Here is a 13401-nt window from a genome sequence, read left to right as displayed (position 1 = left end):
TTCAACGACTCCTTTCAACCGTCGGTGCGACGGGGCTAGCCTAATCATTTGAACGAACCGTTAGGTTCGTGCTCTTAGGAATCCCCCAACTTCAAGGAGCGTCAGCGAGTAAGTGGGGGTAGTTCAAGTCTTTATTTCAAAAAAGCTTTCAGGCGGCTTTCTCTAGATTGATTACTGTGGTTTCTTGTACGTAATCATAAATTCCTCGTTTGTCATATAAAAGTCCCGTTTTGGTCTTTCAGGTAACAGGTCGAGCTTTTCGAGCTTATAATAATTTATCTTCTTATAAGGATCATTATCGATCACGGGAGCTTCCTGAGCTTGTTTCATGTATTCATCCACGGCCTGCTGGACGGCATCGATGTCTTTAGCAAGCTGTAAATCTTCTTCTTCAAACAGTTCATATGTTTCTCGTGACATATAAAAGTTTTTTCTGGGAATAGCGTGTAAATAGGGAGCGAGCAGTTCGTAATCAAGGGTCAAATCCTGATTAATCACGACACTAAGAGGAACTTCATTTGGTTTGTCATCAGCGAAAGCATGAACCGCTTTTCTGACATCGTCAATGGAGAGATCACTAATTTCCAGAGGTTGATCATTTTGCTTAGGTTTTTGCTTTTTTTTACGGTTCCACACGTATATTCCTCCTTTAAAATGATTGAAAATGACATGGGGGTACGTCAATTGAAAGATAAAACAAATCTTCAGCCAGAACTCGATTTTTTTACATTGCTGAACCCGGACTTCGGGCAAAGTGAGGAAAAAGAAGACAGAGAAAAACAAGCCGGACAAAAAGAGAAGGCCTAATAGTAGTATATCAGAATTGGTATAATTCCACATTTATTAAGAATGTTTAGACTTTATATTCAGTATTATGGTAAATTTAAGAAGATAAGCGGCGGGGTCTCGGAAGAACTACCGCCGGCTTAATAGAAAGGGTGTTTACTAGGATGGAGTATCTTCAAAAAAAAGAATATGAGGTGAACCCTCAAACGATGGCCTTGATTGCTAAGTATGATCAGCAAGGGCAAGTGATTACACATGTGGTTGAGCAGCATGGAAGCTTTGAAGTATTAAAATGTCCAAGCCAGGTGGTCGATGATTCCTGCCGTTATTTTGCCAGCAGTCTGGAAGGCCGTATTCTAGGTACAAAGCAAGTGACCAGCTATACCCACAAACCGCCGATTGTGATATCTGAAGCGATGGGTATATATTTCTTCCCAATTATTTCTCCTAAGCGTAAAGAGTGCTCCTGGATCGCTTTAAAATACATCCATACCCACAAGGGTGAAAGCGATCATACAACAACGATTCAATTTTCCAATGGGACAAGCCTCAATCTCCCCGTATCGGTGGGCATGTTTGCCAATCAGCTTCATCGTACCGCTCATTTCAGGTTCATTCTTGAGGATCGTCTGCACGCTTCTCAACCCCCGCTGGATGCTTCTCACGATTTGAGGTTTGGGACCTCTTCATAAGTTCTGTTAGAATCACTTCTACCTTCTTGCGGATGGCCGGGTTAAAATAGTTTCGTTTCTCTTCATAGCCGTGAGCTAAGAATAAGAACGAAGTGAATGAATCATTTCTGCCGGTTTCGACTACTTGCAGCTTTTGATGATCCATTTGCTGGCGAAGCTTTCGCCGTTCTTCCCGTGCTTCCAATTCCATCTTTCCCAGCAGTTCTAAATAAGGTTCTTTTATCTTGAATTTCCCTAATTCAAAATGCTTCCGATCCTGCTTGATAACTGCAATCGCCATGGATAGAAATAAATAGCGTGAAGCTAGATCAAGCTGCTTTTGTTTTAAATAACGCATACTATTCTCCTCCAAAAGGGAACGTTTGTTCTGTGTTTATTATATCACGTGAAAGAACGTATTATGCAAGTGATTTTCGGAAAAGGTTATAACTGGAAGCAGACGGAGAAACTACGATACACAGATTACTGGTAGGCATAAGTGATGGTTTCGTATAAAATGGAGAAAAGAAGCACTGGTTCTCTCGGTGTGAATAAGGAGCAGCACCGTCTCATGTACTTATTTACTTTCTCACTTGAGCGTTACAGAAGAATGGCTGAAAATGATCAGCTTTTTGATTATGTGATCCAACAACTCGAACAATTAGAAAGTTTCGGACCACTGCCGGGAATCCTTCTTCCTTTGCTGGAAGCTTTTCTGCCAATCCTGCCCTTAGTGGCTTTTGTGCTGGCAAACTCGGTCGTGTATGGTTTGTTTAAAGGGTTTTTATATTCATGGATCGGTTCCGTAGTGGGAGCCATCTGCGTTTTTCTTATTATTCGAAGACTTGGGAGGAAGCGGTTCTTTCGCTTTATCACACGTCATGAACAAGTTAAGAAAGTCATGACCTGGGTAGAAGAACATGGATTCGGTCCATTGTTTCTTTTAATGTGCTTCCCATTTTCTCCTTCATCCATCATTAACGTTGTAGCAGGGCTATCAAACGTGAGCCGTCAGCAGTTTATGCTGGCTGTACTTTTAGGAAAGTCGGTTATGATTTTTACGATTGCATATGTAGGCTCAAGTATTGCCTCGTTTGCTCAAAATCCGATGAAATCGGTGATTGTGGGGATCTGTATTCTATTATTCTGGATAGCAGGTAAATACATAGAAAAGCGGATTCAGAAAAGGGCAGAGAGGAGGGGCCATGCAAGTGATTAAGTTTAATCCGGGAAGGGTAAAATATGGATAGAAAGAAGACCTGGAGGATTAAACTATGAAAAAATATCGTAATCTTATCCGGACCGTATTGCTAGCTTTACTGCTTGCTTTCGTTTTTCGCTCTTTCTTTTTTGCAAGCTATATCGTGGATGGAGAATCCATGGAGCCCACTTTGTATGACGGAAACTTATTGATGGTCAATAAAGTCGTCTATGATTTGCAGGATATTGGAAGACAGGACGTAATCGTATTCCATGCGAACGAAAAGGAAGACTATGTGAAGCGGGTCATCGGTGTGGGTGGAGATAAAATAGCTGTGCGGGATGACAAGCTTTACGTAAATGGAAAGCTTGTAGAGGAGACGTATCTGGAAGCGTTGAGACCGCATGACGGAAAAGATTTTACGAACGAATTCACGTTAGAAGAGGTGACCGGTCAGATGGAGGTTCCAGAAGGCCACTTGTTTGTTTTGGGAGATAATCGAAGGGACAGTCTCGACAGCCGCTATTTTGGTTTTGTACCGATCGAAACTGTAGTCGGGAAAGTGGATGTCCGCTACTGGCCATTTTCCCAGTTAGCCCTACAATTTTAGAGAAGAATTCCGCCGTCCGCCGGGCGGTTTTTTTTATGTGAATCTGCCTGGTAAACTTTCATAGAAAACGAGTCCGAAAGCAACGGGAAAAGAAAGCACATTCGACTGCAGAATACGAAAAAAATGATAAACTAGAAGAAAAGGAAATGGAAGGAAGGAGTGTGTTTTATGGGGATGCGTTTTTTGCTCGGCCGCTCAGGAGCAGGGAAGAGCACAAGGTGTTTAGAAGAAATTGAAGGCAAATTAAAAGAAGACCCTAAAGGGCCTCCTATTATTTATATAGTTCCAGAACAAATGACGTTTCAGCAGGAATACGCGCTGCTGAAGCGTGAGGGAATTGAAGGCTCAATCCGGGCGCAAGTCTTCAGCTTTTCGAGGCTTGCCTGGAGGGTGCTTCAGGAAACGGGAGGCGGCACGAAAAAGTTTTTGACGTCTACCGGTGTCCAGATGATGCTTCGTAAAATCGTGGAAGAACGCACGTCGGACTGGAGAGTGTTTCAGAAGGCTATCGAAAAGCAGGGCTTTATTGAACAGCTGGAAGGCATGATTACAGAATTCAAGCGGTACCGGATTACTCCGGAGGACCTTCAGGCTCAAATGGATGGGCTGGATCGCTTTCAGCATACGACAAGCCATGAAGAAGGACTCAGAGATAAGCTTGACGATTTAAATTATATTTATGACCGCCTGGTGGACGCTTTACGAGAGCAGTACATAGACAGCGAAGATCAATTGCAGCTGCTCGCTAGTAAAATTCCTGGTGCAGGCTTTTTGGAAGGCGCCGAGGTTTATATCGATGGCTTCCACAGTTTCACTCCGCAGGAATGCGGCGTACTTGAAGAATTATTGAAAAAAGTGGACAAGGTTCACGTCACCTTAACGACTGAACGGCCTGAGGGAGATGTGAACCCGGAACTTGACCTTTTTCATGAAACGAAAGAAACATATTTGAATTTAAAAGAAATTACAAGAATAGCTGGCTCTCAGGTGGATGATGTAGAGATTCTGGATCATACGAAAGGACGCATGCAGGACCAGCCTGCCTTTCAGCATCTGGAGAAATACTTTGATCAGCGCCCGGCTCCTGCTTTTGAAGGTCAGGCCCCGATTCATATTGCTGAGGCTGTTCATCCCCGTGCGGAAGTGGAAGGAGCAGCCCAGGAAATTTTACGGCTGGTACGTGAAGAGGGCTATCGATATAAGGATATGGCCATTCTAATGCGGGAACCTGAGGTTTATCACAGCTTAATCGAAACCCTGTTCAATGACTACGGAATTCCGGTGTTTATTGATGAAAAAAGGACGATGCTGAATCATCCTATGATTGAGCTTATCCGCTCAGGTCTCGATGTCGTAGAAGGGAACTTTCGGTACGATGCGCTTTTCCGCCTGTTAAAAACAGGATTTATACCAGCTAAAGATCAGACGTATCCGCTTAATGAAAATGCGATCGATGAGCTGGAAAACTATGTGCTCGAGTACGGTATCCGCTCGAGAACCCAGTGGTTCTCAAACCAGGACTGGATTTATCAGCGATTCAGAGGGTTTGAGCAAGCTTCTCAGACCGATGAAGAAAAACAAAAGCAGCAGCGGATTAACGCGTATCGGAATCAGGTGCGCCATGCACTGGAAGCATTCGACGAACGATTACGTACGGTAGATACGATTGAGGAAAAAGCCATTGTCATTTACGAGTGGCTGGAACATCTTGAAGTGCCCAGGCAGCTGGAAGAGTGGCGGAACCGCTATGATCAGAGCGGGGAAATCGAGCGTGGCCGAGAACAGGAGCAGGTCTATGATGCTTTCCTTCAGCTTCTTGACGAAATGGTGGAAATGGCAGGAGAAGAAAAAATGTCTCTGCAGGTGTTCCGGAATACGATGGACAGTGGACTCGAATCTCTTAATTTCGCCCATGTGCCTCCGAGCATGGATCATGTAATTGTCGGAAGTGTGGACCGATCAAGAATCACTGGGATTAAGGCTTCGTTTTTGTTAGGGGTGACCGATGGTCTGTGGCCAATGAAACCGCCAAGTGACGGAATGATCTCCGAACAGGAGCGTTCCCTTTTGGCTGAACATGGACTGCAGCTTGCAGACGGGAGTAATAGGCAATTGCTCGATGACCGCTTTTATGTGTATTTAGCCTTGACCATGCCTAAAGACCGCTTGTGGGTCAGCTATCCTTTAAGCAATGAAGAAGGCAAATCAAAAGTCCCAGCAACGATTATTCAAAGACTGGAAGAGCTGTTTCCTTCCTGTAAAGACCATATTCTGCTGCAGGATCCAGATGATCTTCATGAAGCGGAGCGTTTTATTACGACTCCGGTTAAAACGAGATCAGCGCTTACATCACAGCTGGCCAGGTATTTAAAAGGATATGCCATGCAGCCTGTGTGGTGGAGTGTGCTGAATTGGTATATCGAACGGGAAGATCCTAATGGACTGACTCGTCGCGTGCTTGAGAGCCTGTTTTACAACAATCAGCCTGTGGACCTCGGAGAAGAGACGACGGGGCAGCTGTTTGATAAGCAAGTGAAAACAAGTGTATCAAGACTCGAAACCTATCACAGCTGTTCCTATCAATATTTTGCCAGGCACAGCTTGAACTTGGAGGAGCGCCGTACGTATAAACTGGATGCACCGGATATCGGCCAGCTTTTCCATGAGGCGCTTAAGCAGATCACAGAATGGGTTCAGGGTGAAGGCCGGGATTTTGCTCAGCTGAATAAAGAGGAAACGACTCGCTATGCCGCTAAGGCAACAGAGCAGCTGGCTCCAATCCTTCAAAATCAGATTCTGCACAGTTCCAACCGATATCAATATATCCAGAAGAAACTTCAGCAGGTAATCGCCCGTGCCGCGTTTGTACTGAGCGAGCAGGCAAGAAGCAGTGACTTTTCACCGGTGGGACTGGAATTAGGATTTGGGACCGGCAAAGATGCAAAACTCCCGCCGCTGTCGCTTGATTTACCGAACGGATATGAATTGATGCTGCGCGGACGGATCGACCGGGTGGATAAAGCGTTAACGGAAGACGATCTATTCTTAAGAATTATCGACTATAAATCAAGTGCTAAAGGCTTGAGTCTCATGGATGTGTACTATGGTCTTTCCCTGCAGATGCTTGCTTATCTGGATGTTGTCCTGACAAATGCCGAGCACTGGCTTGGAACTGCGGCTTCACCGGCGGGTGTTCTTTATTTCCACGTGCATAACCCGATGATTACAGGCAGTCGTATGCTTCAGGATGCCGCGATTGAGGAAGAGATTTTCAAGAAGTTCAAAATGCAGGGGCTTCTGCTTGAAAATGAACGTATCATTCAAATGATGGATACTGGGCTAGAGAAGGGTCACAGTCAGATTGTACCGGCTGGCCTGAAAGCTAAAGGCGGTTTTTATAAAAACTCTAAGACGGCTGATGCCGAGCGGTTCCAAAGGCTGAATGAATATATCCGACAGCTGATGAGTCGGGCAGGGACGAATATAACGGATGGAAAAGTGGATTTGAATCCTTACCAGCAGAAACAGCAGAGTGCATGTAATTTCTGTCCGTACCGTTCCGTCTGTCAATTTGATCCGACACTTGAGGAGAATAACTTCCGGAAGCTGAAAGAACTAAAGGATGAAGATGTACTGGAACGGATGATGAACAGAGAGGAGGGATCTTCTTGGTAAGTTGGACAGAAGAACAACAGCGGGCCATTTATAGCCATGGGTCGAATATTCTGGTGGCGGCTGCCGCAGGTTCAGGGAAGACGGCGGTGCTCGTCGAAAGGATTATTCAAAAACTGCTGCACAAAGATGCTCCGGCGGACATTGATTCTTTATTAGTCGTTACGTTTACAAATGCAGCTGCGCAGGAGATGAGAAACCGGGTGGGACAAGCATTAAGTAAAGCGCTGGAGGATAATCCTGGCTCCCATCATTTAAAGAAACAACTCTCGCTGCTTCAAAATGCATCGATTTCTACGCTCCACTCTTTTTGTATGGAAGTGGTCCGCAGGTATGCCTACCGGCTGGATCTTGACCCGGGCTTTCGAATCGCGGATACGGTAGAAGCCGATCTCATTCAGCAGGAAGTGCTGGAGGAGCTGTTTGAAGACTGGTATGGAAAAGAAGGGGAAGAGCAGGAAAGATTCTTTGATATTGTCGACCGTTTTTCCAGCGACCGCAGCGATCTGGATGTGGAAAAGGTTATCCTTGAGCTGTACACCTTTGCTACCCAGAATCCGTGGCCGGAAGTATGGCTGGATCAAATGGTGGAGATGTACAACGTTCAGGAAATTGATGGAGATGATCAGCTTCCATGGCTTCATCTTTTGAAAGAGGAAGTCAGCAGTCATTTAAAAGCGATGGAAGCGGAAGCTCATAAGTTTTTAGACCTCACCAAAGAACCGGATGGTCCTTACACATATGGGGAAACAGCTGACTCAGATCTTGAGATGATTCAACAGGCTAAAGGGGCAATGGCTCACTCCTGGGAAGAATTGCAATCGTATATAAGTGAGCAGTCCTTCGCTACACTTTCTAAGAAAAAGATGGAATGCAGCGAAGAGAAGAAAGAGCAGGCGAAAAAAATCCGTGACCGCTATAAAAAACGCTGGAATGAGATGCGGGATGAGTGGTTCTCAAGATCCTTAAGCAGTTATTTGCAGGATATGCAGGAGCTTTACCCGGTCATGGAACAACTGGCTGTGGTGGTTAAAGATTTCAAGCAGCGCTATGAACAGTTAAAAAAAGAAAAAGCGATTGTGGACTTTTCCGACTTGGAACATTACTGTCTGCAAATCTTACTCGATGAATCCTCGACTCCAGATCAGCCGGTCCCTTCATCCGTAGCTGCCGGCTTTCACGAGCAATTCAGTGAAGTCCTGATTGATGAATATCAGGATACAAACCTGGTACAGGAGACACTGCTCCGCTTGTTAACCGATGCACCCGAAGCAGGCAACCTGTTTATGGTGGGTGATGTGAAACAGAGTATTTATCGTTTCCGTCATGCTGAGCCTTCTTTGTTTCTGCAAAAATATAAGGCTTACGGCTATCTTGAAAACGATGGCGAGCGAATTGACTTAGCGCGCAATTTTAGAAGCCGAAAGCAGGTGCTGGATGCGACCAACTACATTTTCCGTCAGGTGCTTGATGAAGAAGTGGGCGAAATGGAGTATGAGAAAGAAGCCGAGCTTATCTACAGTAATCATACGTATGACGAATGGGCTCCTTCAAGCCCTGAAGCTGAACTCTTTGTGATCGACCGGGAATCCAAGGAGGAAGAACAGGAAGAGAACGAAGAATATAAAGACCTGGAAAAAGCCCAGTTAGAAGCGAGAGCTTACGGACAAATGATTCGTAAGTGGCTTGGTCATGACGACGAGCCCCCGCTCGAGGTGATGGATAAAGAAACAGGCACGAAGCGTCCGATTCAGTACCGGGATATTGTGCTGTTAATGCGGTCGATGACCTGGGCGCCGATGATCGTTGATGAATTGAAACAGCAGGGTATTCCGGTCTATGCGGAACTTTCGACCGGCTATTTTGAAGCGATAGAAATTAAGATCATGCTGAGCCTGTTAAAAGTTATTGATAACCCAATGCAGGACATACCGCTTGCCTCGGTTTTGAAGTCGCCGATTGTCGGACTGAATGAAGATGAGCTCGCGAGACTCCGGCTTGTTAAAAAGCGGGTCAGTTATTACGAAGCTATCAAGGAGTATCCTGGAAATGATGAATTAGGCAGGAAGGTAGAAAGCTTTTTTCATCTGCTGGAAAGCTTTAGAGAGCGGGCAAGACAGGGAGCATTATCGGAGCTGATCTGGGATATATTCCGCGAAACCGGCTATTACGATTTTGTTGGTGGCATGCCTGGAGGACGACAGCGCCAGGCCAATCTCCGTGCTCTTTACGACAGGGCGAGATCTTATGAATCCACGTCCTTCCGAGGATTGTTCCGCTTCCTAAGGTTTATTGAACGAATGGAAGAGCGGGGCGATGATCTCGGAGCGGCCCGTGCCCTCGGCGAACAGGAAGATGTTGTTCGCATCATGACCATTCACAAAAGTAAAGGACTTGAGTTCCCCGTCGTCATCTTAGGTGCGATGGATAAACAGTTTAATATGATGGATTTGAAGGACCGCTACTTGCTGCATAAAGATTATGGCTTTGGCTCAAGGTACATTAATCCTCAGAAGCGGCTGATGTATCCGACGCTTGCTTATCACGCCTTAAAGCAGGCGAAGCGGAGAGAGTTGCTGGCAGAGGAAATGAGAGTTTTATATGTAGCGATGACCCGGGCAAAGGAAAAACTGGTCATGGTCGGGAATGTTGCCTCTTTTGATAAAAAACAGGAAAAATGGCAGACGTTCCTGGATTCACCGGAATGGGTGCTCCCGCCTCACGACCGACTCGATGCCAAATCCTACCTGGACTGGGTGGGACCGGCATTAATTCGGCACCAGCACGCCGAAGATCTTCGGGGCAGTATTGAAGTGACAACATCCGAGGACATCTATGCGGATGCTTCGGAATGGAAAGTGAGCATAGCGCATGGCAGTCAATTTGCTGTCCTGGACGAATCCCAGGAGAAGAGGGACGATGAGCTGCGTGCAGCTGTTGAAGAGTGGCAGCCAGCAGAAGGCTATGCTCAAGGAAAGGACATGGTCGAGAAGCGGTTAAGCTTCGTTTATCCTCATCATAAAGCAGCGTACTCCCGGGCTAAACAGACCGTTACAGAAATTAAAAGGCAGCGTGAAACGAAAGATGAGTATTCAAGCGATCAGCTGCTAGTTCCCTATCAGGCGCCGATCCAGAAGCGGCCCCGTTTTATGCAAGTTGATCAAAGATTGTCTGCGGCTGAAAAAGGAAGTGCTATGCACACCGTCATGCAGCATATTCCATTCTCTCATAAGCACACTCCTGGAGAGGTAGAAGAGTTTGTCGAACATCTTGTACTTAAAGAGGTGCTTCGCCGTGAGGAAGCTGACGTCATTGATACCGCAGCGATTGCGGCTTTCTTTGACACCTCAGTGGGGCAAATTGTTCTGGAAGCGGAACAGGTGGAACGGGAGGTGCCGTTCAGTCTAACGCTCCCGGCGCATGAAGTGTATGCGGATTGGGAAGCACCGGAAAACGAACAGGTCTTCATTCAGGGGGTTATTGACGCCATGATTCCCTATGAAGATGGCTGGATGATTCTAGATTATAAATCAGATCAAATCGACCCTGAGAAGAAGTCGGTAGAAGAAGCCATGAAAGAACGGTATCATACCCAAATGGAGATGTACCGCTCTGCGTTAGAAAAGATTTGGAAAGAGCCGGTTCGTAAGAGCTGCTTGTACTTGTTTGAAGGGTCTGTACTTGTGGAGGTCGATTAAATGGAAGATAAATGTGAACTGTGTTTTCGTACACCGGTCAGAACGACGGAACACCACTTAATTCCAAGACAGCACGGCGGGGCCATGGGAGTGACGGTGTGGTTGTGCGGTGCCTGCCACCGACAGGTCCATGCCCTCTTCACTAATGAAGAACTGGCGAACTTTTATCATACCCTTGAGCGTCTGCGTGAGCATCCGGATATGGAAAAATACTTACGCTGGATAAAAAAGCAGGACCCTCAAAAAGAAGTCACCACCAGAAAGTCCAACCGCAGGCGCCGCAGGTAGCAGCTCTTCTGGAATATAGTTATTAGATTCAATTAGAAGTTCAGTTTTGGGGATTTATGAGCCCTTATCTGGACTTCTTTTTTATATAAAAATGTGGGAGCACTGTTATTAGTAGAGATTCTGAGAGTACCTAAGAATTAAATAAAGAGCAATGGATTCATCTGATTGTTAATGATTTGGATTATCAGGTATAGCTGATATTTTCTTTCCGTTCATCCCATAGAAGGAATGTTAGACTGTAATGTAAGAGTTATGAGCTTAATATTCTAAACGGTGTTCATAATGCGTACCTCTTCTTAGTGGAAAGTGGTTATAACAACCTCAACATAAAAGGTTTCAGCAATAATATAGACCTTATGGTTCACAGAATATTCGTCCAAAATTAAGCCAAGGAGGATGACTGGTGAAGCGTCTACTTTTGCTTACTCTTGCTATATTTATGATTTCTTGTGGTAACGATATGAAAAGTGATTCTGCAATGGAGCAATTTGACGATAATAAAGGGGAAACTTCACACGAAATACCAGAGGAGCATGTGGATTATATCTCTTCCTATGGTTGGAGGATTAAGAAATGGAACGATCAATCTGTAGAAATAATCGATTACTTACCTGAGTTAATGGCGCAACTGAGAAGAAATGGAGTTGATTTATATGAATATGAAGGAAAAAAAGTTAAAAAAACGACTTATACATTAGAAGAAGAACAAGAGAATGGAAGGGAAATTTTTGCGGTTATTTATGAGATCGATGGAAAAATTATAGGTTCAGAAGGAATTATGGAGGGGCGTGTTCCAGGAGGATTTCCTCTAAAAGAGGGGGCTGTTAAATAACACCATCGGTTTTTAGATCTACGGAAGCCTCAAGTTTCATTTTTCTCAGGGCTATGGAAAGTGAATCCTCCTTACCTGACCTATATCGTAACCAAATCTCTGGAAACAATATTTTCTATTTTCCACTATACTCTTCTATGTGGGAAGAGCATAGAGGTTTCTAAAGGAGGGTGGGGATGGCAAAAAGGTTCTTGTTTTATGTATTAGCATTGTTATTCTTCGTGGCAGGCTGTTCAGGTGTACTAAAAGAAAAGCCTTATATTGAAGGATATGTAACAGATAAAGAGGACGGGCGTATATTAGTCGTGTCCCCGGAACCTAAAGATGCGAATGATAATGGTAACGCGGATTTTTATGATGCGCTTTGGGGATCAGATGCCCCGGACCGTATAGAGATTGGCTAGCCAAGAGGTAAAGGTGTGGCTTGATGGCAGCGTTGCAGAATCATACCCGGGTCAAGGAAAGGTGAAAGACATAGAAGTTATATCTAAGGGTACACCTGCACATGCTCAATTGTCAGAAGCAGAAGCAATAAGGAAAGCTATCTCTAAGGTGCAAGATCAAGCACCTAATAAAGTAGAAGAAGATAATCAATTTCCAATTGTTACTTCGTCTCAATTTAACGAGAAACAGAATCACTGTCTGTAAAAATACTCCTTGACCAGGGTGTAGATGTAACTACTCACACCATTCAAATTAAAGATGAATGACAGAAGATTATGGTCAGTTAAATAGTCTTTATCCAAGAATGGGGAATAGCATCCTTTCTGATCGAAAGTTTTACTTTACCGATAGAGGCAGATCGTTAACGATCCCTCATGATCTACGGTGGCAAGGAGGACATTAGTCAGGGAAACCTTTTGGCTGTTAAGCTGCTGCTTCAGCCAACGGAGATCATATCCTAAAAAATTTAGTTCATTATCATTAATTCTTCCTTCTTTTATGATGATTCGAGGGAGATCAAAGGGCTTTACAGCCATTCCCATGTCAGAAGGAGTGAGCGGCTGGTATTTCGGTTCTGTGAAAAGAGAAATAGAGCCGCCTGGTTCCCATAGAGCTAAAGCGACTTTTTGGACATTATCGACTTTTTCCTTTCGCAGTTCAGACATCAGATTCTCTATGGTAATCCGGGCTTTTTTCAAGTTCCGGTAATAAATCTCCCCATTTTTAACTAAAGTGAGCGGAGGAGGATCGAATATCCTTCTTAGGGGCGGCCAGCGTAAGGTTAAGAATATTCCAGCGAGATAAAGAATTGTTAACGTGCCCATCGTTATCATGGAACCCATTAAGCCCAGCCCTTCATCGGACAAGGGGTGGGCCATAATGTTTCCAATTAATAAAGCCATGACAAAATCTAAAAAGCGCAGCTGTGAAATCGATCGCTGCCCCATCATTTTTGCGATTCCTATTAAAAAGAGAAATCCTACAACCGCACGCATTACCCATTGAAAATGATTCAACGATTCCTGACTTAAGAAAAATTCCAAGAGCTGGGTCACATCCTATAAGAGTCAACTATTCCTAATAGTATAGTTGCCTATCGAGAAGTAATTATGAATAAGACTCTGTTAAAATTTAGTGTTGATTTCTCATAATAGACTTATTACGCAATAGGGCCGGATTGTGGAAGACACGAATTCGAG

Annotated in this window: 13 protein-coding genes; 10 read left to right on the top strand and 3 right to left on the bottom strand. The window is 44.7% G+C overall.

The window, feature by feature from the left end; genetic code table 11:
* Positions 1-171: 171 nt before the first annotated feature.
* Positions 172-636, bottom strand: coding sequence for a DUF3939 domain-containing protein (locus tag ACTWPM_RS15360; protein ID WP_443133906.1), 465 nt, complete (start codon positions 634-636; stop codon positions 172-174).
* A gap of 48 nt (positions 637-684) precedes the next feature.
* Between ACTWPM_RS15360 and ACTWPM_RS15355 the strand changes: the two genes are divergently transcribed.
* Together ACTWPM_RS15355 and ACTWPM_RS15350 are read left to right on the top strand one after the other, a co-directional pair.
* Positions 685-807 (top strand): hypothetical protein, encoded by a 123-nt coding sequence (locus ACTWPM_RS15355; RefSeq protein WP_443133905.1) that lies wholly within the window; start codon positions 685-687, stop codon positions 805-807.
* Positions 808-950: 143 nt separating this feature from the next.
* Positions 951-1478, top strand: a complete 528-nt coding sequence (locus tag ACTWPM_RS15350) for a competence protein ComK (RefSeq protein WP_089752121.1) — start codon at positions 951-953, stop codon at positions 1476-1478.
* On the opposite strand, the gene ACTWPM_RS15345 is transcribed toward ACTWPM_RS15350, so the two are convergent.
* The gene (locus ACTWPM_RS15345; protein WP_443133904.1) at positions 1399-1815 is read right to left on the bottom strand and encodes a hypothetical protein; all 417 of its coding nucleotides are present in this window, start codon (positions 1813-1815) and stop codon (positions 1399-1401) included. The two genes, ACTWPM_RS15350 and ACTWPM_RS15345, sit on opposite strands and share 80 nt — an antisense overlap.
* 213 nt (positions 1816-2028) lie before the next feature.
* Between ACTWPM_RS15345 and ACTWPM_RS15340 the strand changes: the two genes are divergently transcribed.
* The 8 genes from ACTWPM_RS15340 (at position 2029) to ACTWPM_RS15305 (ending at position 12406) form a co-directional block, all read left to right on the top strand.
* Positions 2029-2676 (top strand): TVP38/TMEM64 family protein, encoded by a 648-nt coding sequence (locus tag ACTWPM_RS15340; protein ID WP_443133907.1) that lies wholly within the window; start codon positions 2029-2031, stop codon positions 2674-2676.
* 55 nt (positions 2677-2731) lie between these two features.
* Positions 2732-3268 carry a signal peptidase I gene (gene lepB / locus ACTWPM_RS15335; protein ID WP_443133903.1) on the top strand — a complete coding sequence of 179 codons (537 nt, stop codon included), beginning with the start codon at positions 2732-2734 and terminating at the stop codon, positions 3266-3268.
* A gap of 168 nt (positions 3269-3436) precedes the next feature.
* A complete protein-coding gene (gene addB / locus ACTWPM_RS15330) occupies positions 3437-6943 on the top strand; it encodes a helicase-exonuclease AddAB subunit AddB (protein WP_443133902.1) in 3507 nt (1168 codons plus the stop codon).
* On the top strand, positions 6937-10638 hold the full coding sequence (gene addA / locus ACTWPM_RS15325) for a helicase-exonuclease AddAB subunit AddA (protein WP_443133901.1): 3702 nt from the start codon (positions 6937-6939) through the stop codon (positions 10636-10638). The genes addB and addA overlap by 7 nt, the downstream gene beginning before the upstream one ends.
* Complete coding sequence (locus ACTWPM_RS15320; RefSeq protein WP_443133900.1) at positions 10639-10926, top strand: HNH endonuclease; 288 nt, start codon at positions 10639-10641, stop codon at positions 10924-10926.
* Positions 10927-11329: 403 nt separating this feature from the next.
* Positions 11330-11758, top strand: coding sequence for a DUF4830 domain-containing protein (locus ACTWPM_RS15315; protein ID WP_443133899.1), 429 nt, complete (start codon positions 11330-11332; stop codon positions 11756-11758).
* 176 nt (positions 11759-11934) lie between these two features.
* Positions 11935-12162, top strand: a complete 228-nt coding sequence (locus tag ACTWPM_RS15310) for a DUF3221 domain-containing protein (RefSeq protein ID WP_443133898.1) — start codon at positions 11935-11937, stop codon at positions 12160-12162.
* Positions 12155-12406, top strand: a complete 252-nt coding sequence (locus ACTWPM_RS15305) for a DUF3221 domain-containing protein (protein ID WP_443133897.1) — start codon at positions 12155-12157, stop codon at positions 12404-12406. The genes ACTWPM_RS15310 and ACTWPM_RS15305 overlap by 8 nt, the downstream gene beginning before the upstream one ends.
* Before the next feature lie 137 nt (positions 12407-12543).
* Here ACTWPM_RS15305 and ACTWPM_RS15300 read toward each other — a convergent pair whose 3' ends face one another.
* Positions 12544-13245 (bottom strand): DUF421 domain-containing protein, encoded by a 702-nt coding sequence (locus tag ACTWPM_RS15300; RefSeq protein ID WP_443133896.1) that lies wholly within the window; start codon positions 13243-13245, stop codon positions 12544-12546.
* Between the last annotated feature and the right edge of the window lie 156 nt (positions 13246-13401).

The organism is Halobacillus sp. K22 (assembly GCF_052246795.1).
Taxonomy (GTDB): domain Bacteria; phylum Bacillota; class Bacilli; order Bacillales; family Halobacillaceae; genus Halobacillus.
The sequence above is the reverse complement of the archived record's forward strand: the minus strand, read 5'-3'. Positions and strand labels throughout refer to the sequence as shown.

Excerpts from the sequence above, each read along its gene's own strand:
- addB (WP_443133902.1), top strand. The coding sequence starts at position 3,437 with ATGGGGATGCGTTTTTTGCTCGGCCGCTCAGGAGCAGGGAAGAGCACA.
- ACTWPM_RS15350 (WP_089752121.1), top strand. The coding sequence starts at position 951 with ATGGAGTATCTTCAAAAAAAAGAATATGAGGTGAACCCTCAAACGATG.
- ACTWPM_RS15345 (WP_443133904.1), bottom strand. The coding sequence starts at position 1,815 with ATGCGTTATTTAAAACAAAAGCAGCTTGATCTAGCTTCACGCTATTTA.
- ACTWPM_RS15340 (WP_443133907.1), top strand. The coding sequence starts at position 2,029 with ATGTACTTATTTACTTTCTCACTTGAGCGTTACAGAAGAATGGCTGAA.
- ACTWPM_RS15320 (WP_443133900.1), top strand. The coding sequence starts at position 10,639 with ATGGAAGATAAATGTGAACTGTGTTTTCGTACACCGGTCAGAACGACG.
- lepB (WP_443133903.1), top strand. The coding sequence starts at position 2,732 with ATGAAAAAATATCGTAATCTTATCCGGACCGTATTGCTAGCTTTACTG.
- ACTWPM_RS15310 (WP_443133898.1), top strand. The coding sequence starts at position 11,935 with ATGGCAAAAAGGTTCTTGTTTTATGTATTAGCATTGTTATTCTTCGTG.